This is a genomic window from Cellulomonas edaphi (assembly GCF_030362815.1).
Taxonomy (GTDB): Bacteria; Actinomycetota; Actinomycetes; order Actinomycetales; family Cellulomonadaceae; genus Cellulomonas; species Cellulomonas edaphi.
This window is the reverse complement of the sequence record NZ_JAUCGR010000001.1, coordinates 229,046-247,622: the sequence shown is the minus strand read 5'-3', so window position 1 is coordinate 247,622 and position 18,577 is coordinate 229,046. Positions and strand designations below refer to the sequence as shown.

21 protein-coding genes are annotated in these 18,577 nt (G+C 73.7%); 9 read left to right on the top strand and 12 right to left on the bottom strand.

Annotated features, from left to right (window positions below):
- Positions 1-63: 63 nt before the first annotated feature.
- On the top strand, positions 64-801 hold the full coding sequence (locus tag QRT05_RS01235; protein ID WP_289444451.1) for a hypothetical protein: 738 nt from the start codon (positions 64-66) through the stop codon (positions 799-801).
- Here the strand turns inward: QRT05_RS01235 and QRT05_RS01230 are convergent.
- On the bottom strand, positions 798-1,868 hold the full coding sequence (locus QRT05_RS01230) for a GNAT family N-acetyltransferase (RefSeq protein WP_289444449.1): 1,071 nt from the start codon (positions 1,866-1,868) through the stop codon (positions 798-800). The genes QRT05_RS01235 and QRT05_RS01230 overlap by 4 nt on opposite strands.
- A gap of 85 nt (positions 1,869-1,953) precedes the next feature.
- Here QRT05_RS01230 and QRT05_RS01225 point away from each other — a divergent pair, with 85 nt between their 5' ends.
- Positions 1,954-3,189, top strand: a complete 1,236-nt coding sequence (locus tag QRT05_RS01225) for an Nramp family divalent metal transporter (protein ID WP_289444447.1) — start codon at positions 1,954-1,956, stop codon at positions 3,187-3,189.
- 264 nt (positions 3,190-3,453) lie between these two features.
- Here the strand turns inward: QRT05_RS01225 and QRT05_RS01220 are convergent, their stop codons facing one another.
- The 5 genes from QRT05_RS01220 to QRT05_RS01200 all read right to left on the bottom strand — a co-directional run bounded on the left by QRT05_RS01220 (position 3,454) and on the right by QRT05_RS01200 (position 8,604).
- Positions 3,454-4,395 (bottom strand): hypothetical protein, encoded by a 942-nt coding sequence (locus QRT05_RS01220; RefSeq protein ID WP_289444446.1) that lies wholly within the window; start codon positions 4,393-4,395, stop codon positions 3,454-3,456.
- Between the two features lie 270 nt (positions 4,396-4,665).
- Positions 4,666-5,991: an RNA polymerase sigma factor gene (locus QRT05_RS01215; RefSeq protein ID WP_289444445.1), complete on the bottom strand. Its 1,326-nt coding sequence runs from the start codon at positions 5,989-5,991 to the stop codon at positions 4,666-4,668.
- Positions 5,988-6,212, bottom strand: coding sequence for a hypothetical protein (locus QRT05_RS01210; protein ID WP_289444442.1), 225 nt, complete (start codon positions 6,210-6,212; stop codon positions 5,988-5,990). The genes QRT05_RS01215 and QRT05_RS01210 overlap by 4 nt, the downstream gene beginning before the upstream one ends.
- 156 nt (positions 6,213-6,368) lie before the next feature.
- The gene (locus QRT05_RS01205; protein ID WP_289444439.1) at positions 6,369-7,610 is read right to left on the bottom strand and encodes an MFS transporter; all 1,242 of its coding nucleotides are present in this window, start codon (positions 7,608-7,610) and stop codon (positions 6,369-6,371) included.
- 31 nt (positions 7,611-7,641) lie between these two features.
- A complete protein-coding gene (locus QRT05_RS01200) occupies positions 7,642-8,604 on the bottom strand; it encodes a diacylglycerol/lipid kinase family protein (protein WP_289444437.1) in 963 nt (320 codons plus the stop codon).
- A gap of 195 nt (positions 8,605-8,799) precedes the next feature.
- Here QRT05_RS01200 and glsA point away from each other — a divergent pair, with 195 nt between their 5' ends.
- On the top strand, positions 8,800-9,792 hold the full coding sequence (gene glsA, locus QRT05_RS01195; protein ID WP_289444435.1) for a glutaminase A: 993 nt from the start codon (positions 8,800-8,802) through the stop codon (positions 9,790-9,792).
- Here the strand turns inward: glsA and QRT05_RS01190 are convergent.
- Entirely contained in the window at positions 9,789-11,918 is a 2,130-nt protein-coding gene (locus tag QRT05_RS01190; protein ID WP_289444433.1) for an MMPL family transporter, read from the bottom strand. The two genes, glsA and QRT05_RS01190, sit on opposite strands and share 4 nt — an antisense overlap.
- Before the next feature lie 158 nt (positions 11,919-12,076).
- On the opposite strand from QRT05_RS01190, the gene QRT05_RS01185 reads away from it, so the two are divergent.
- Positions 12,077-13,210: an ATP-binding protein gene (locus QRT05_RS01185; protein ID WP_289444432.1), complete on the top strand. Its 1,134-nt coding sequence runs from the start codon at positions 12,077-12,079 to the stop codon at positions 13,208-13,210.
- Positions 13,207-13,863 carry a response regulator gene (locus QRT05_RS01180; RefSeq protein ID WP_289444430.1) on the top strand — a complete coding sequence of 219 codons (657 nt, stop codon included), beginning with the start codon at positions 13,207-13,209 and terminating at the stop codon, positions 13,861-13,863. The genes QRT05_RS01185 and QRT05_RS01180 overlap by 4 nt, the downstream gene beginning before the upstream one ends.
- A gap of 239 nt (positions 13,864-14,102) precedes the next feature.
- Here the strand turns inward: QRT05_RS01180 and QRT05_RS01175 are convergent, their stop codons facing one another.
- Both QRT05_RS01175 and QRT05_RS01170 read right to left on the bottom strand, forming a co-directional pair.
- On the bottom strand, positions 14,103-15,038 hold the full coding sequence (locus QRT05_RS01175; protein ID WP_289444428.1) for a hypothetical protein: 936 nt from the start codon (positions 15,036-15,038) through the stop codon (positions 14,103-14,105).
- A 64-nt stretch (positions 15,039-15,102) separates the two neighbouring features.
- Positions 15,103-15,384, bottom strand: coding sequence for a hypothetical protein (locus tag QRT05_RS01170; protein ID WP_289444426.1), 282 nt, complete (start codon positions 15,382-15,384; stop codon positions 15,103-15,105).
- A gap of 79 nt (positions 15,385-15,463) precedes the next feature.
- On the opposite strand from QRT05_RS01170, the gene QRT05_RS01165 reads away from it, so the two are divergent.
- Entirely contained in the window at positions 15,464-15,892 is a 429-nt protein-coding gene (locus QRT05_RS01165) for a VOC family protein (RefSeq protein WP_289444424.1), read from the top strand.
- Between the two features lie 20 nt (positions 15,893-15,912).
- Here QRT05_RS01165 and QRT05_RS01160 read toward each other — a convergent pair whose 3' ends face one another.
- The 3 genes from QRT05_RS01160 to QRT05_RS01150 form a co-directional block, all read right to left on the bottom strand.
- Positions 15,913-16,209: a hypothetical protein gene (locus QRT05_RS01160; RefSeq protein ID WP_289444422.1), complete on the bottom strand. Its 297-nt coding sequence runs from the start codon at positions 16,207-16,209 to the stop codon at positions 15,913-15,915.
- Positions 16,210-16,356: 147 nt separating this feature from the next.
- Entirely contained in the window at positions 16,357-16,581 is a 225-nt protein-coding gene (locus QRT05_RS01155; protein WP_289444420.1) for a helix-turn-helix domain-containing protein, read from the bottom strand.
- Positions 16,581-17,078 (bottom strand): DUF2975 domain-containing protein, encoded by a 498-nt coding sequence (locus QRT05_RS01150; RefSeq protein WP_289444418.1) that lies wholly within the window; start codon positions 17,076-17,078, stop codon positions 16,581-16,583. Before QRT05_RS01150 ends, QRT05_RS01155 begins: the two co-directional genes overlap by 1 nt.
- Positions 17,079-17,232: 154 nt before the next feature.
- On the opposite strand from QRT05_RS01150, the gene QRT05_RS01145 reads away from it, so the two are divergent.
- The 3 genes from QRT05_RS01145 to QRT05_RS01135 are packed head-to-tail and all read left to right on the top strand — an operon-like array spanning position 17,233 to position 18,576.
- Positions 17,233-17,682 carry a nitroreductase/quinone reductase family protein gene (locus QRT05_RS01145; RefSeq protein WP_289444416.1) on the top strand — a complete coding sequence of 150 codons (450 nt, stop codon included), beginning with the start codon at positions 17,233-17,235 and terminating at the stop codon, positions 17,680-17,682.
- A 9-nt stretch (positions 17,683-17,691) separates the two neighbouring features.
- On the top strand, positions 17,692-17,952 hold the full coding sequence (locus tag QRT05_RS01140; protein WP_289444414.1) for a GlsB/YeaQ/YmgE family stress response membrane protein: 261 nt from the start codon (positions 17,692-17,694) through the stop codon (positions 17,950-17,952).
- An 18-nt stretch (positions 17,953-17,970) separates the two neighbouring features.
- The gene (locus tag QRT05_RS01135; protein ID WP_289444411.1) at positions 17,971-18,576 is read left to right on the top strand and encodes a class I SAM-dependent methyltransferase; all 606 of its coding nucleotides are present in this window, start codon (positions 17,971-17,973) and stop codon (positions 18,574-18,576) included.
- The last annotated feature ends 1 nt before the right edge of the window (position 18,577 follow it).

The following is an 18,577-nucleotide window of genomic DNA, read 5'->3' as shown; positions in this document are numbered from 1 at the left end:
CGCCGCCGTCGGAGTCGCGCTACGGTCGAAAGGTCGGCCGCCGACCACACCGAGGTGAGAGCGATGACGCTGGACCGCCGCGAGATCGTCGCGATGGAGTTTCCCGCGGTGCCCGCCACGGTGTGGAAGCACCTGCGCGACCCCGAGCTGGTGCGCCGGTGGTACCGCTGGGACGCCCCGGACCTCGACGAGCACGTCGCCGCGTTCGTCGCCGGGACCGAGGGGCACGACGCCGCCGGGCGGCACACGCTCACGTGGCCCAACCACGACGTGCTGACGCTCGGCCCCGCGGGCGGTCATCCCGAGATCACCCACCTGAGCGTGACGCGCCGCAGCCACGAGGTCGCGGGGTTCGACGGGGTGTACGACTATGCGGACGCCATCTGGGTGGCCGGTGCCGAGCAGCTGCGCTTCGCGGTGACCGTCCAGCCCGGCCAGCCGCGCAGGACGCTGTCGGTGTTCGGGCTCGACGCGGGCGACCGTCGCGAGCGGTTGCTCGACCGCGCCGGGCTGCACGGGGTGCGCGGCATCCCGGTGGGGAGCAACGTGCAGGCCCGTCGGCCCGACGGGACCCTGCTGGGCGGCACGCTGCTGCACAAGAGCGACGAGCTGCTGGTGCTGCACGTGCACGGCATCACGGCGGCGCTGCTGGTGCTCGTCGAGACGCCCGCCGCGAGCGCACCGCCGCACGGGACGGTGGGCGCGGTGATGTCGACGTACGGGCTCGACGACGAGACGTTCGCGCAGGTGGAGTCGCGGTGGAGCGACTGGTGGCGGATGGCCGGTGCGCGCCCGCGCTAGGCCTGCGCCAGATCGCGCTGCCACTCGCCGGCGCCACCCGCCGGGCGGAACCCGAGCTCGACGTTGATGGCGAGCATGGGCGCGTTCTCCTCGGCGTTCCAGGTGCCGATGCGCCGCACCGTCGGCATCTCGACGGCCAGACGCTGCAGGTTCGCGGCCTTGAGCAGCATGCCCAGCCGCCGACCACGGTGCTCGCGGATCACCAGGGTGTCGTGCTGGTGCACGTACTCGTCGGTGTGCGGGACCACGAGGAAGGCCGTGTACCCCGCCAGCGTCCCGGTGGGGACGTGCTCGACCACCGCGGTGAGGAAGCGCAGGTCGCGCTCGGCGAACTCGGCCTCGCGGTCCCGGATCCGCTGGGCGTCCCAGGTCTCCTCGCCCCAGTCGAGCCCCGCGGTGGGCACGTCCGTGCTCATCCTGGTCTGCAGGATCGCGAACTGGTCGAGCCACTCGGCGGGCGTGGGGCCGCTCCAGTGCAGCACGCGGTACTCGTCGCCCGCCGCGCGCTGCGCCGCCTCGCGGTGGTCCGCGAGGGCGGCGGCGGGCAGGGGCACGTCGAGGACCGACCGGCGCGACACCTGCTCGAGCTGCCAGCCGCGACGGGTGAGGAACCGGACGCCGGGGTCGTCGAGCGCCACGCGCCCCTGGCCGGTGGGGGCGCTCAGGGCGGTGGGGCCGGCCGGCGGCTCCACCGCCTGGTCGGTCGACGCCATCAGCTTGGTCCGGCCCGCCTGCCGCGCGACGTCCATGAGCCGGTCGTAGATCGCATCGCCGATGCCGCCGCCGCGCGCCGTCGGTGCCGTGCCCACGTCGACGTAGCCCGTGTGGGTGTTGTCCGTGAGGAACAGGTTGAGCGCGCCGTAGGCCACCGGGCTCCCCGCGTCGTCGAGCGCGACGAGACGCACCTTGCGCTCGTAGCGCTGGTCGCGCAGCCCGCCCGCGACCTCGCGCTCCGTGCGGTGGAAGTCGGTGGTGCCCCACGTCTCGAGGACCACGGCGTTGTGGGCCTCGACGTATGCGCGCACCAGTCCCGGATCGGACCCGTCGACCTCGCGCAGTGTCGCCATGTGCCTACCGTGCGCCGCCCCGCGCGGCGCGTCCATCGGATATAGAGTTCGGGTCTCCGAAACTTGGCGGACGGGACTCCGGATCATGGCGGTGAGCACGGCGGGTGTGCGCCTGGCGGGGCGTGCCCGCGCGCTCCTGCTCGGTCCGGCCTTCGTGGCGGCGATCGCGTACGTGGACCCCGGCAACGTCGCCGCCAACCTCACGGCCGGGTCGCGCTACGGGTACCTGCTGCTGTGGGTGCTGGTGGTGGCGAACGCGATGGCCGTGCTGGTGCAGTACCAGTCGGCCAAGCTGGGCCTGGTCACGGGCCGGTCGTTGCCCGGCGTGCTGGGGTCGCGCCTGGGCCGGCGTCCTCGGCTCGCGTTCTGGGTGCAGGCCGAGCTGGTGGCGGCGGCGACGGACATCGCGGAGGTGGTGGGCGGTGCGATCGCGTTGCAGCTGCTGTTCGGGGTGCCGCTGCCGATCGGCGGGCTCATCGTCGGCGCGGTCTCCCTCGGCCTGCTCAGCACGCAGAACCGGTTCGGGCAGCGGCGGTTCGAGCTCGTCGTGGTCAGCCTCCTGGGGGTGATCACCCTCGGCTTCCTCGCGGGCCTGGTGGTCAGCCCTCCAGACGCGCGCGGCGTGCTCTCCGGGCTGGTGCCGCGCTTCGACGGGTCCGACTCGGTGCTGCTCGCGGCGAGCATGCTGGGCGCCACCGTCATGCCGCATGCCATCTACGTCCACTCCGCGCTCGCGCGCGACCGCCACGGGCGCGCCCCCGATGCCCCGTCGCTCGCACGGCTGCTGCGGGCCACGCGGTGGGACGTGGGGGTCGCGCTCGTCGTCGCCGGCCTGGTCAACATCGGGCTGCTGCTGCTCGCCGCGTCGGGCCTGCGCGGCGTGTCCGGCACCGACACGATCGAGGGCGCCTACGACGCCATCGTCGCCGCCCTGGGACTGGGGATCGGCATCGCGTTCGCCGTCGGGCTGCTCGCGTCGGGCCTCGCCTCCACGTCGGTGGGTGCCTACGCGGGCGCGACGATCATGGAGGGCCTGCTGCACCGACGCATCCCGCTCGTCGTGCGCCGCGTGGTGACGCTGATCCCCGCGGTGCTGCTCCTGGCGCTCGGCGCAGACCCGACCGGCACGCTGGTGATCAGCCAGGTGGTGCTCAGCTTCGGCATCCCGTTCGCGGTCATCCCCCTGGTGGCGTACACCCGCTCGCGCGAGGTCATGGGCGATGCCCGCACCGGGCCGCGCCTGCACGCGGTGCTCGTGACGGTGGTGAGCCTCGTGGTCATCCTCAACCTCACCCTCCTGGCCCTCCTGGTCACCACCTGACGCCTTGGGGGCCTACTCCGGGCTCCCGCTGCGCCCGGCCGAGCCCGGGCCGGCCCCGGCGGCACCGGCCGAGCCCGGCTCACTACGCCGATTCCCCATCGATTCGCCGATTGGAATCGGCGAATCGATGCCGAACCGGCGAACCGATAACCGATGCCGAACCGGCGAACCGATAACCGATGCCGAACCGGCGAACCGATAACCGATGCCGGCGCGGGTGCCAGATCGGACGCCGCGGCCCGGGAGCCTCGTCAGGGTGGTGGCTCAGGCGGCGAGCGCGCGACGGGGGCGCAACGAACGGGAGACTGATGCGGGCAGCAGCGGCAGCACACGCTTCGTGAGGCTGCTCAGGTCCGAGCTGGTCACCCGCAGCACGCGACTGCCCGTCTCGACGAGCGCGTCGTGACGGCGCTTCTCGTCGAACAGGTCGGCGCTCGTGCCGTACTTGGTGCGGCCGTCGTACTCCAGCAGCACGCGGAACTCCTCCCAGCCCAGGTCCGCCCAGTAGGTCCCGAGCCGGGTGCCGACCGAGACCTGCGTGGTCGGCAGCGGCATGCCGTCCCGGACGACGACGAACCGAGCCGCAGACTCACCCGGCGACTCGGCTCCGTCGTCGGCGATCGCGAGCACCGCTCGTGCGCGAGCGGCTCCGTTGCGAGCCGTGCGCGCGTGGACCGCCGCGGTCAGGTCTGCCACGGGCAGCCCGCGATGCAGCGCGGAGTCGGCGATGACGAGCCCGTGGAGCGGCGGAAGAGTCGCGAGGCAGTCGGCCACCGTGCGGGCGAGGCTCGTCACCGGAAGGCCCGAGACGACGGTGAGGTCGCCATCGGCGAGTGCTCCGACGTGGCTGGCGATCGACGGCGTCCGCTCGCCTCCCGCCGCGCGAGGGCCGAGCACGTGAGTCCTCGTCGGGACTGTCCACGTCGGCAGTCCCCAGAGCAGGGCCGCCGACTCGTGCGAGAACCAGTGCGGCGCGATGAGGCGACGGTCGGTCCCCGCGATGTTCGCAAGCGCCCGTCGCCGCGCTCGTTCGTACGGCGATTCTTCGGTGGCGCGCTGCGCGACGTAGACCCCGTGCGACGTGCGTTCCCACCGCCCGGAGCGGAGCTTCTCAGCCACGACCTGGGGCGGACGGTCGCGCGTCAGCCACACGGTCGGCAGCTGGGCGGGCTCGATCTGCGCGGAAGCGCCGGGTCGACGAGGCATGCGTCGGATCGTCCAGTGCGGCGCGTGCCCGATCCCGCTCTGCCGAGCGTCCTGGGGGCTTCCGACGTCGAGCGGGTGCCTGTGGTGACGCCGGTGACTGGATCGTTTCGCCGATTCCGCATCGTTTCGCCGATACAAACCCGCTGTCTGATGCCGAATCGGCGAGATGACGAGGGGAGCGCCCGCCCGTGCGCAGCCCGGCCCGGCCCAGCCCCGCCCGGCCCGGCCCAGCCCAGCCCGGCCCGGCCCGGCCCGCGGCGGGGCCGGGGCTCAGCGCGGCAGGTCCGCCAGCCGGGTGGTGAGGTGCACGCGCTCGGCGTCGCTCGTGACCAGGGCGAGGGCCCGCTCGTACTCGGTGGCCGCTCGACGTGGGTCGCCCGCCCGCACCAGAAGCTCGGCGCGGACCGCGGGGAGCCGGTGATGGCGGGGGAGGGCGTCGTCGAGGCCTTCGAGCAGCGCGAGCCCGGCCGCGGGTCCGGCCGCCTCGGCGACGGCGACCGCGCGCGCCAGGCGCACCACGGGGGAGCCGGTCAGCTCCTCGAGCGCGGCGTAGAGCGCGCAGATGCGGTCCCAGCGGGTGTCGGCCGACGAGGGTGCCGTCGCGTGCTCCGCCGCGATGAGGGCCTGGAGGCGGTACTCCTGCGCGAGCTGCGACACCGCGGCGGACGACGGCGCCTGCTCGTCGGACGCGGGCCCGCGCAGGGGTCCGGGCGCGGGCCCGGACAGGCGAAGGGGCGCCGGCTCGGCCAGCAGCCCCACCGCCTCGGCCACCTCCTCCATGTGCCATCGCGACCGGTCCTGGTCGGGCAGCAGCACCAGGTCGCCGGAGGGCGAGAGCCGCGCGTCGCGCCGCGAGTGCTGCAGCAGCAGCAACGCGAGGAGCGCGGACAGCACCGCGCGGCCGGGCAGCAGCTTCGACAGCTGCCGCGCCAGCCGGATCGCCTCGTCGCCCAGGTCCACGCGCAGGGTCACAGGGCCGGACCCGGGCTGGTACCCCGACGTGAACATGAGGTACAGCACGGTCGCCACGGCATCGAGCCGGGTGTCGAGCTGGTCCGCGGGCGGCACCGCGAACGGGATGCCGGACGAGGCGAGCCGCTTCTTGGCGCGGGTCAGCCGGGCCGCCATCGCGCTCTCCTGCACCAGCAGCAGGCGCGCGATCTCCGTGGTGCTGAGGCCCACGACGAAGCGCAGGGTCAGCGCCACCCGGTCGTCGGCCGCGAGCGCCGGGTGGCAGCAGGCGAAGACGAGCCGCAGCTGCTCGTCGGCCACGTGGGCGCCGTCGAACGGGTCGACGACGGCCGCGGCGGCGGCGCGCATCTCGTCGTCGACCACCATCAGCGGCTCCTTGCGGCGGTGCACGGCCTCGGTGCGCAGGCGGTCCAGCACGCGGCGGCGCGCGGCCGTGAGCAGCCAGGCGCCCGTGTTGGTCGGCACCCCGTCGGACGGCCAGTGCCGCGCGGCCGACTCGAACGCGTCGCCGACGGCGTCCTCGGCGAGGTCGGGTCGCTGGTACTGGCCGATGAGCAGGCCGACCAGGCGGCTCCAGCTGGTCCGCCAGGCCTCCGCGAGTGCAGCATCGACGGCCGCCGTCATCGCGGCTCCGCCGGTCTGACCTCGAACGCCCCCGCCAGCCCGGCGAGCGACTCGGTCACCGCGTCGAGGTCCTGCGCCTCGACGAGCGCGACGGACGACAGGCCGCCGACGAGCGCGCCGGGCGTGAGGGCGCCGTCCCACACCGTCGTCGCGGCGTCGGCCGACGAGAGCGCAACGCAACCGGGCGCGAACCCGCCGAATCCCAGCACCACGAACTGCATCGTGCGTCCTCCGTCCCGGTCACCCGTCGTGCCCGCTCGCGGGTGTGACGGACGAGGGCGGCGTGGATCGACAACCGATCTCCCGGTGGCCGTCCGGTGGCGGATCCTCACCTGCGCATGATGGTCCACCACCGCCCGGCCTGCACAGGGGCGCCGCTACTCGGGGGCCGGACCCTCGTCGGCGTGCACCACGTGCCGCAGCTGCCCCCAGATGAGGACGACGAACAGCGCCGACCCGAGGAACGCGAACCAGAAGGGCGCCGTGACGCCACGGTGCTGGGCGAGGACCCCGCCGATGCCCGAGCCGATCACCAGACCGCCGAACACGCCCACCAGGTTCACGCTGCCCACCCGCCCCTGGAGCGCCATCGGCACGGCCCGCTGCCGCACGGTCACGGAGGTCGCCCCCCAGACGAAGGCGTGCGCGCCGAAGACGAAGAAGACCACCAGGGCCACCCACGGCGTGCTGGTCAGGGCGAGCGCGAGGTGCGTGAGGGTCTCGACGACGAGGCCCACCCGCATGAGGTTGCCCAGGCTGATGCGGGCGGTGAGCCACCCGTAGGAGGCGATGCCGACCAGCCCGCCGACGGCCCCTACCGTGGTGATCAGCCCGAAGCCGATCGCGCCCAGCCCCAGGTGCTCCGTGGCGTACAGCACCAGCACCGACCACGCGGCGCCGAACGTGATGTTGAAGATGAAGATCGTGAGCACCAACGTGCGCACGGCGGCGTGGTGGCGCACCCAGCGGAACCCCTCGGCGATGTCGGCCAGCACGTGGGAGTCGTGCCCCTCCTCGCGCCCGTGCGGTGGCAGCACCACGCGCGCGACGAGCACCACGCCGCCGGCCACCAGCACCGCGTCGACCGCGAGCGGCCACGCCTGACCGGCGGCGAACAGCGCGGCGCCGATGGGCGGTCCCGCCAGCTGGTTCACCGTGATGAACCCGGCCTGGATGCGTGAGTTGGCCAGGGCCAGGTCGTCGCGGTGGACGAGCATCGGCACGAGCGTGGACGAGGCGTTGTCGGCGAACGTCTCAGCGGTGCCGAGCAGGAACATGGCCACGAGGACCAGGCCCACGGTGGCGCGGTCGACGAGCACCGCGAGGGCGAGTGCCGCGAGCACGGCGCAGCGCACGAGGTCGACGACGATGACGAGCCGGCGCCGGTCCAGGCGGTCGGTGAGCGCTCCGGCGAACAGACCGAAGAGCAGGGGCGGCAGCCACTGCAGCAGGGCCGCGAGCGCGACGACGAAGGCGTCATGGGTGCGGGCCGCCACGAGCAGCGGGCCCGCGGCGATGAGGATGCCGTCGCCCAGGTTGGTGGTCCAGGACGAGGCGAGCACCCACCGGAACGGGACGCCGAGCCGGCGAGGCACCACGGTCTCGACGATTCGGCTCACAAGGCGGAGACGATAGCCGCCCGGAGCCCGGTCAGCGCGAGTGGGGGCCGCCCTCGGCCAGGTCGTCGGCGGAGTCGGGCTGGTGCACGCACACCCACAACGACGCCGGCCGGACCGTGACCTCGAGCGTCGTGCCCGGCTCGATGACGTCGCCGTCGAGCTGCCGCGGCTGGGGCTCGGTGGCGCGGACCACGACGTGCTTGCCGCGCAGGTACTCCACGCGCGGCAGCCGTCGGCGCCCGCGCAGCACCCCGAACAGGATCTCGAACCAGTGCGCCAGGTTCCGCGGGGCGACGATGGCCACGTCCATCGCGCCGCTGTCCGCCTCGGCGTCGGGCAGCACGTTCACCCCACCCTGCAGACGGCCGACGTTGCCCACCAGCACGGTGCGCGCGTGGCGCCGCACGGGCGGCTTGCCGTCGACGGTCACCTCGACGCGCATCTCGTCGTCGAACGCGTGCCGCAGCGCGGAGAAGACGTACGCCACGGAACCGGCGCGGGCCTTGAGCGCCGTCGGGGCGTCGTCCACCATGGCGGCGTCGAGCCCCATCCCGGCCATCACGGCGAACGACTGGCCCTCCACGTCACCCACGTCGATCGCGCGCCGACCCCGTTCGAGGACGGTGTCCACGCCGTCGGGCACGTTCGTGGGGACGTCGAGGTTCGTGGCGAGCAGGTTCCCCGTGCCGCCGGGCAGCACGGCGAGCGCGGCGTCCGTGCCCACCAGGCCCTCGATGGCGGAGCGGACGGTGCCGTCGCCCCCGCACACGAACACCACCTCGGCGCCGTCGGCCACGGCCTGCTCGGCCTGCCCGCGTCCGGGGTCCTCGGCGGTGGTCTCGAACCAGGCGGGCGCCGGCCAGCCGGCCGCGGCGAGCTGCTCCGTGATCTCGTCGCGGAGCTCGGCGGCCCTCTCGACGCGGTTGGCGTTGACGACGACGGCGGAGCGGAGCGGCCCGCTCCCGTGGCGCTGGGCAGAGGCGGGTTCAGTCACGGGGCGAGTATCCCGGCGCGCGGCCCGGCGCGCACGACGAGCCACGGCGAGGGCACGCCCCCGCTACCGTGACACCACCACCGGGCTCGACGAGAGGCAGCTCATGGCGACGCACGACACCGCGCTACCGACCCCGGTGCCCTGGACGCCTCCCGGATCCAGCGCGAGCGCGGCCGACCACCAGCAGGGGACGGCGTGAGCGCGACCGGAGAGGTGATCGTCTCCACCGGTGAGCTGCCCGACCGGGACAGGGTCCGCGGGTTCGTCGATGACGCGCACGCGAGGTTCGCAGGCGTGGACGACGGGTTCGTGGCCGACTACATCCCGGCGCTCGCGGCCGCGGACCGACACCTGTTCGGGCTGAGCATGGTCGCAGCCGACGGGGTCTCGCACGACGTGGGCGACGCGCACCACCCGTTCTCCATCCAGTCGATCTCGAAGGCATTCGTCTACGCGCTCGTGTGCCAGGAGCTCGGCCACGAGGCGGTGCTGGACCGGATCGGCGTGGACGGGACGGGCTTGCCCTTCGATTCGGTCATGGCGCTCGAGCTCAACGCGGGGGCCACCATGAACCCGATGGTCAATGCCGGCGCCCTGGCGACCACCAGCCTCCTCCCCGGCGCGACGTCGGTGGACAAGTGGGAGGTGCTCGTCAGCGGTCTGTCCGCCTTCGCAGGCCGGCGACTCGTCGTCGACGAGGAGGTCTACGCCTCGGAGGCGGCGACCAACCAGCGCAACCAGGCCATCGCCCGTCTGCTGCAGAGCTACGGCACCATCTACGCCGACCCGACGGAGACCACCGACATCTACACCCGGCAGTGCTCGCTCCTCGTCACCGCGCACGACCTCGCGGTCATGGCCGCGACCCTTGCCGACGGTGGGGTGAACCCGGTGACGCGCGAGCGCGTCGTCGACGCGGCCGTCTGCCGCGCCGTGCTGGCAGCCCTCGCGACGTCGGGGCTGTACGAGCAGTCGGGCCGGTGGCTCGCCACGATCGGGCTGCCCGGCAAGAGCGGAGTGTCGGGCGGGATCATCACCGTCGCCCCGGGCAAGGGCGGGCTGGCCACCTTCTCCCCGCCGCTCGACGCGGCGGGGAACAGCGTGCGGGGCCGGCTCGCCACGCGGTACCTGTCCCAGGCTCTGGGCCTGAACATCTTCGCGTCGGCGCCGCACCCGGACCACGGCTAGACCGCGACCAGCACGGGCAGCCGCTCCTCGCCGTCCACGTCCACGCGCGGGAGCACGCGGCCGAGCCACCGCGGCAGCCACCAGTTGGCGCGTCCGAGCAGCTTCATGGTGGCCGGCACCAGCACCATCCGGACCAGCGTCGCGTCGATGAGGATCGCGGTGGCGAGCCCCACCCCGAACATCTTGGTCGCCGCGTCGTCGCCCAGCACGAAGGCGAGGAAGACGCACACCATGATCAGCGCGGCCGACGTGATGACGCGTCCGGTCTTGGCCACACCCGCGACGACCGCCTCGTCGTTGTCGTCGGAGCGCGCGTACTCCTCGCGGACGCGCGAGAGCAGGAACACCTCGTAGTCCATGGACAGCCCGAACAGGATGGCGAACATGAACATCGGGATGAACGAGACGATCGGCACGGTCGCCTCGAGCCCGATGAGGTCGGCGCCCCAGCCCCACTGGAACACCATGACCATCACGCCGTAGGACGCCCCGATGCTCAGCAGGTTGAGCAGCACCGCCTTGAGCGGCACGAGCACGGAGCGGAACACGAGCACGAGCAGCACGAAGGACATCAGCAGGACCGCGGTGACGAACACCGGCAGACGGTCGTTGACGCGCACGCCCACGTCCGCGAAGTTCGCCGTCTGACCCCCGATGTGCGCCTGCGCGGGACTGCCCGCGAGCGCCTGGGGGAGCACGTCGTCGCGCAGCCGCTGCACGGTGTCGTGGGTCGCCTCCTGCTGGGGGCCGGTGGTGGGGTAGACGACGACCGTGCCGAGGTCACCGCGGACGACCGGCTCCTCGAGCGCCGCGATGCCCGGGTCGGCGGCGAGCGCCGCGGCCACGCGGTCCAGCGCGGTGGCATCGCCGTCGAGCTCCACGGCCACGACGAGCGGGCCGTTGCGGCCGGGCCCGAAGCCCTGCGACACCAGGTCGTACGCCTGGCGCTGGGTGTAGTGGGGTGGCAGGGCGCCGTCGTCGGGGATGCCCACCCGCAGCGCGACGACGGGAGCGGCGAGCGCCACCAGCAGGGCAGTCACGCCCACGAGGTAGACCCGAGGGTGCCGGGTGACGTGCCGCGTCCACCGCGCCCAGCCCGGGCTCGTCGCCACCACCGGGCGGCGCCCCACCACCCGACGCCCGACCACGGCCAGCAACGCCTGCAGGAGCGTGACCGAGGCACAGACCATGACGAGCACGACGAGCGAGATCGCGATACCGCCCGCCGTCATGAACGGCACCTGGGCGACCGCCAGACCGAGGATCGAGACCATGACGATGCCACCGGCGAACACGACCGGCCGTCCGGCGGTGGCGGTCGAGCGGGCCACCGACTCGCGCGCCGGGACGCCGTGGGCCAGGTTCTCGCGGTGCCGGGTCACGACGAACAGCGCGTAGTCGATGCCCACGCCGAGGCCCACCATCGCCCCGAGCACCGGGGCGTAGCTCGGCACGACCATGAGGTGGGCGAGCAGCGGCATCGAGCTGACCCCCACGGCGAGGCCGAGCACGGCCATCCCGATGGGCAGCGCCGCCGCGACGAACGACCCGAACGCGAGCAGCAGGATGGCCAGCGCGGCCAGGATCCCCACCAGCTCCCCGACGTTGGCGGTCGACTCCTCGTAGGCGAAGAACAGGTCCCCGCCCATCTCGACGCGCAGCGAGTCGTCGGCCCGCAGACCCTTGAGGTGGGTGAGGTCCGCCGGCGAGAGCTGGTCGAGCGTCGGGTACTGCACGCGGACGAGGGCGACCGTGCCGTCGGGCGAGAGGCCGTCGCCCGTTCCCGCCGGGTCGGTGGTGCCCAGCACGTGCGGCAGCGCACGTGCGTCGGCCTCGAGCCGGGCGAGGGCGTCGCGGGCCGCGGGGTCGTCGGCGAACGACCCGCCGGACGCCGGCGTGGCCACGACCTGGGCGGTGAGCCCGGCCTGGCCGGACCCGGCCTGCTCCAGCAGGTCGTTGGCCCGCTGCGAGTCGAGACCGGGCACGCGGAAGGAGTCCTCGAGCTTCTGGCCGAAGGCGCCGGACGCGCCGACGACGATCATCGCGAGCACCACCCAGGTCCCGATCACCGTCCACGGACGGCGGGCCACGTGGCTGGCCAGGCGGTACAGGGTCTGCGAGAGCATCGGGTCCTCCAGGTGGGGTGGCGGGTCGTTCCGATCGTCGCGACCCGCGCGGCGCGCGACATCGGCCGCCGAGCCCGCGCTGACCTGGCCGAACGGCGGGCGCACCGGTGGTCCTTTCGGTGGATCCGGCGGAGGCCGCCAATCCCTACGCTGGGTCGGTGATCCCTGGAGCGTTGCGGCGGCTGTGGGCCGAGCCGCGCGCGCCCGGCGCCCCCCGACGGGTGTGGCGCGACTGGTTCCTGTTCGGCGTGATCGTCGTGATCGCGGTGCTCGAGACGGCGCTGCGCCCGGACGTGGTGTGGCCGCCGGTGGCGCTCGCGATGGCGCTCGGCCTCGCGTGCACCATGCTCTGGCGTCGCACGCACCCGCTCGCGATGATCGCGCTGACGTTCGGCGCGGTGATCGCCGTGTCCGTGGCGTCCCTCGCGGCGGGCGTGGAATCCGTCGGCCTCGGGGCGATGGCATTCGTCGTGCTGCTCGGCTACGCGCTGCTGCGCTGGGGCTCGGGGCGAGAGATCGTGCTGGGCACCGCCATCGTGCTGGTGGCCTTCACGGTGGGCATCTCCAGCGACTACACGACCCTCGGCGAGGCGGTGGGCGCGTTCATCTTCATGGCCTCGCCTTTCGTCGTCGGCGCATCCGTCCGCGTCTTCTCCGTGTCGCGCGCGCGAGAGCTCGACCAGGTGCGGCTGCGCGAGCGCGAGCAGCTGGCACGCGAGCTGCACGACACCGTCGCGCACCACGTGTCCGCCATGGTGATCCGGGCGCAGGCCGGTCGCGTCGTCGCCGCGACGCAGCCCGCCGCGGCCGGCGAGGCCCTCGCCGTGATCGAGGCCGAGGGGTCGCGCACGCTCGCCGAGATGCGCGTGCTGGTGGGTGCGCTGCGCGATCGCGGCGACGCGGCGCTGGCGCCGGCGAGGGGTGTCGTCGACGTGCCGTCGCTCGCGGCGGCGGACGAGCGCGTCGCGGTCCGGCTCACCGGCGACCTCGACGACCTGGGCCCGGCGGTCGGGGCGGCCGTGTTCCGGATCGCGCAGGAGTCGGTGACCAACGCCGTACGGCACGCGCGCGGGGCCACCCGCATCGTCGTGGCCGTCACCGGGTCGCCCGACGCGGTGCGCTGCGTCGTCACCGACGACGGCGACACCGTGCTCGCGCCTCGCTCGGCGGGCTACGGCATCGTCGGCATGACCGAGCGCGCCACGCTGCTGGGCGGCACGATCACGGCCGGGCCCGGCTCGTCGCGCGGGTGGGTCGTCGACGCCGTCCTGCCGAGGGCGGCCGCCGCATGACCATCCGCGTGCTGGTCGCCGACGACCAGGAGCTGATCCGCACCGGGCTGCGCATGATCCTCGACGCGCAGCCCGGGATCTCCGTGGTGGGCGAGGCGGCCGACGGGCGCGCCGCCGTGCGGATGGCGCGCGAGCTGGCGCCCGACGTGTGCCTGTTCGACATCCGCATGCCGGAACTCGACGGCCTGGAGGCGACCCGGCTGCTTGCCGGCCCCGGCGTCGCGGAGCCGATGGCGGTCGTCGTCGTGACCACCTTCGACCTCGACGAGTACGTGCACGGCGCGCTCAAGGCGGGTGCGCGCGGCTTCCTGCTCAAGGACGCCGGCCCGGAGCTGCTGACCCAGGCGGTGCGTGCCGCCGCCAACGGCGAGGCCCTCATCGCCCCGAACGTCACCGTCCGCCTCCTCGCCGCCTTCGCCGACGCCCGCCCCGCCAGCCCGCACGCGCCGCTCGTCGACCCGCTGACCGCGCGCGAGGAGGAGGTGCTGCTCACGGTGGCACGTGGCCTGACCAACGTGGAGATCGCGGCCGAGCTGCACATCAGCCTCAGCACCGTGAAGACCCACCTGGCGAGCCTCATGGCCAAGCTGGGTGCCCGGAACCGCGTGGAGATGGCGATGTGGGCCTACGAGACCCACCGCATCCCCACCTGACCCGCGGCCCCGCCCCGCGCCACCTCGCGTTCGCCCGGACGGCGCAGCCTGTCCGCCCGCCCAGCTCACCCGCGCGGCGCGTAGCCCGCCCACGCCATCCCGCACGAAACCGTCACTCCGCCGCGAGACCGTCACGTACAACTAACGATCTCGTGGCGGAGTAACGGTCTCGCCGGCGCCCAGCTCGTCGGCGCCCAGCTCGCCGGCGCCCAGCTCGTGGGCGCGCGGCGCGTCGGTGCTCACCACGCGAGCTCGCCCCGGCGGCGGAGGTCGCTCGTCACGGCGGCGGGCAGGTGACGCGCCACCCGGGCCTCGAAGGCTCCTCGGACGCGGAGGTCCTCCTTGGTGACGCGGATCGGGCGCCAGCCCTCCTCCACGAGCGCGTCGTGCCGGCGCTTCTCCGCGACGAGTGACTCGGTCGGCCGGTCGGCGTACTTGATCCGACCGTCGTACTCGATGACCACGCGCCACCGCGACCAGCCGAGATCGCCGTAGAACGTCCCGAGCCGCGTCGGGATCCGGATCTGCGTCTCGGGTGGCGGGAAACCGGCCCGCAGCAGCCGATACCGGCAGATCGACTCCGGCGCCGACTCCGCCCCGTCGTCCGCGACGGCGAGGATCGCTCGGGCCCGCGCATGCCCCCGCGCACGCGGCCGGGCATAGGCGTCCCAGGCGGTGGGATCCACCCCCGCCCGGAGCGCGGCGTCGGCGATCACCAGCGCGTCGGCGGCCGGCAGCGTCGTCATGCAGTCCCACGCCGTGCGCGCGAGCGTGGTGGCGGGCAGCCCGGCCACCACGGCGCGATCGTCGGCCGGTGGGAGCGGCGTGTGCCGCACGACGCCGCTCCGCGCACGGCTGCTGGGGGCGTGGGCCTGGTACACCTCGACATCGGAGGGCAGGCGCCACATCCCCAACCCGTGCAGCAACGCGGCGGAGGTGTGGCTGAAGCAGTGCTCCGTTCGCGCCAGATGGTGAGCGGCGGCGATCCGCGCGAGCAACAGGTCCTGCGGATCGCCGGCGGGCGCGAGCAGGTAGGCGCCGCGGTGCAGGCGCGTGAGCGACCCGTCGGCGACCAGGCGCGCGAGGTGCTCGTCCCGGTGGTCCCGCGCGAGGACGAGGCGCGGTGGTGCCGCGGGAGGGCGCAGTCCGGAGCTCGAGCCTGGGCGTCGGGGCATGCGCCAGCCTCGCGCGGGGTGCACCCCGTCCGACGGGCTCAGCTGCAGATTGTGGACAACCGGCTCAGGCCCGCGGACGTCGTCGGCCCAGGACGTACCCGCCCACGCCGCCGAGGCCGAGCAGCCCGATGGCCAGCAGGGCGAGGCCGAGCCGCGCCGACGTGGTGTGGCCCTGCGTGGTGACGACGCCGGACATCGGCGAGTAGGCGAACCACCCGTACGCCGCGGTGCGGGACGCGCGCCACAGCAGCCACCCGCCGACGCCGACGAGGGCGACGGCCAGCAGCGCGGCAGCGACGATCGAGCCACGCCGGGCTCGACCGGTGGCGAAGCCCGGGGTCGTCATGCCCGCATGCTTCCGCACCTCGAGCCCAGGAGGCAACGGTGCCGTTGTGCCCCGGACCGGGTTCCGACACGCTGACCCCATGGACTGGACCTTGGAAGTCGTCGTCGTGCCCGTGAGCGACATCGCCGCTTCGGTGGAGTTCTACCGCGACCAGGTGGGATTCCACCTCGACCACGACACGCAGACCGAGCACATGCACGTCGTCCAGCTGACCCCGCCGGGCTCGGGCTGCTCGATTGTCATCGGCGACCTGCCGTCGCAGAACGAGATGGCGCCGGGCTCGCTCAAGGGCCTCCAACTGGTGGTTGCCGATGCGGCCGCCGCGCGCGCGGAGCTGGTCGGACGCGGCGTCGAGGCGTCCGAGATCACGGTGTTCGACGAGCGCGACGGCGGCACGTTCTTCTGGTTCAGCGACCCCGACGGGAACACCTGGAGCGTCCAGCAGATCCGTGCGCGCGCCGACAAGCCGCTCATCCCGGTCGAGGCGCGCGGCCGCTTCGGCAGCTGAACCCGCGCGCTCAGCGGCGGTCAGCGGCGGACGGCATCGGCCGTCTCGGTGTACCAGTGGACGAACGCCGGCCCGGGCGCGCCGCTCCGTCGGCGGAAGGCGCGGTTGCGCAGCGTCGTCGGGCGCAGGTTCAGCCAGCTCGCCTTGGGCAGACCCGGCACGCCGGACGGCACGCGCACGTGGTCGCGGCGCGCGGTGCGGTCCTGCGAGGTGGAACGAGCGACCGAGTACGAGCGTCGCCCGACGCGGGCGAGCACAAGCACGGGCCGGTCCTTGCTGCCGCTGCCGTCCTCGAAGGGCACCTCGGCGAACCACACCTCGCCGGCTTGGGGGCGGGCGTTCCGGCCGGCGGCCCAGAGCGCGAGGACGATCCCGACGGCGAGCGCGGCGTACGCCTACCAGGGCATGCTCGCGAAGGCGTCGACGAGATCCTGCAGATCGTCCTCGGGCGGCATGCGCGCAGCCTAGGGGACCGCCCGAGCGGGCTGGTCGACGTGACGCAGCAGGTCACCCGGTTGGCAGTCGAGCGCTTCGCACAGCGCCTCGAGCGTCGAGAAGCGGACCGCCTTCGCACGGCCGTTCTTCAGGACGGCGAGGTTGGCGGGGGTGATCCCGATGCGCTCGGCGAGCTCGCCCACGGACATCTTGCGGCGCGCCAGCATCACGTCGATGTCCACCACGATGGGCATCAGATGACCTCGTCGAGCTCGGCCCGCAGGGTGGTCGCGGTCGTGTCCAGGGCCACCGCCTTGGCCAGGAGCGCCCGCATGACGAGCACCAGCAGCGCGATGCCGGCGGTGCCGACGCCGCCGATGACGACGAGCAGCACGACGCCCGGCGCGACGGCCTCCCCCGGCGCGAGCACGAACGACAGCACGACGGCGAGCGCCGTCGCCGCACAGGCCGCGCCGATGATGACATCGACGTAGCGGAACGCCGACGCGCTGAACACCGTCTCGCGCCGGACCATCGTGAGCAGCTGCCAGACGCAGACCAGTGCGACCTCCACCGTCGCGACGCCAGCGATCCCGATCAGCACGAACGGCCAGCGCAGCCGGGCCACGTCGGGGTCGCCGTGGGACATGTCGACGCCGAGCAGGGGGAGCAGGACGACCTGCACGAGCAGCAGGCCACCGAGCATCAGCATGAGCAGGGCACGCAGGGCCCTGATGGTCCAACGGCTCATGGATCCTCCACCTATCGATAGTCAATAGATGGTGACCGTATATCGATAGATCTGATCTGTCACGCTGCAGGTTGCCCGCTCCTACGTCTGGCCGCCGACGACCGCCGTCCGTCCGGGATGGCGATGGTCGGCCTCTGACGGCAAGACTCGGACGATGGCCAGCACGCGCACGATGAAGACGCTCAGCGTGCTGCACCGCGCCGCCGTGCGGGTCAGCCGCGGGCGGGTCGGAGGCCGCCTGCTGGGCGACCCCGCCCTGGAGCTGACCACGACGGGCCGCCGGTCGGGTCGGCCGCGCGTCTCGATGCTCACCGCGCCGCTTCAGCTGGGCGACAGCCTCGTGGTCGTCGCGTCGCGCGGCGGCGACGACGTGCACCCGGCCTGGTTCCTCAACCTGCGCGACGACCCGCACGTGCAGGTTGCGCTCGCCGGCGGGCCGCGGCGTCCGATGCTCGCGCGGGTCGCGGATGCCGACGAGCGCGCCCGGCTCTGGCCCGCCATCACCGCCGGGTCGCCCCACTACGCCGCCTACCAGCAGCGGACCACGCGCGAGATTCCCGTGGTGCTGCTCGAACAGGCGCACGACGTGGGCGTCTTGCCCTAGTCTCTCCGCATGCTCATCATCGGTCTGATCCTCTTCGGCATGCTGGTCGGTGCGGCCGCGCAGCTCATCCTCGGCCGCGAGGGGAAGCGGATCGACTGGACCATGGCGATCGTCGCCGGGCTCGCCGGCTCGTTCGTGGGCGGGCTGCTCGCCAGCCTGATCGCGGGCGACGGGATCGAGCTCCGGGCCAGCGGCATCATCGGCTCCATCGTCGGAGCGATCATCGTGACCGCCATCTGGCGCTGGTCGCGGAACCGTTCCCGGGCCTGACCGGACGCCGCGAGCGCCATGCCCGAACCGGCGTACTGGGATCGGCAGGCGGCGACGTGGGACCGCAGCACCGCGTTCGTCGAACGCCGTCTGCTCGCGCCCGCGCGCCGCTGGGTCACCGCGCGCGCAGCGGGCCGGACGCTCGAGGTAGCCGTCGGCACGGGGGCCAACCTGCCGTACTACGACGCCAGGGTGAGCGACCTGACCATCACGGACCTCAGTCCGGTGATGCTCGAGGCGGCCGTCGCGCGGGCTCGCACGCTGGGACGTGAGGTGCACAGCCTGATCGCCGACGGCGCGCACCTAGGCCTGCCCGACGACGCGTACGACACCGTGGTCTGCACGTTCGCCATGTGCTGCGTGCCTGACGAGGTGGTCGTGATGCGCGAGCTCGCCCGCGTGCTGCGACCTGGCGGCACCCTGCTCCTCGCCGACCACGTCGAGTCGTCGGCCCGCCTCGGTCGGGGGGTGCAACGGGTGCTCGACGCGTTCTCGTCGGCCGAGTCGGGAGAGCACCACCGCCGCCGACCGCTGCTGCGTGCCGGCGAGACAGGCCTCCGTGTGGTCGAGCACGACGCCTCCCGCTGGCGCCTGGTGGAGCAGCTGGCCGCGCGCGCCGCATGAG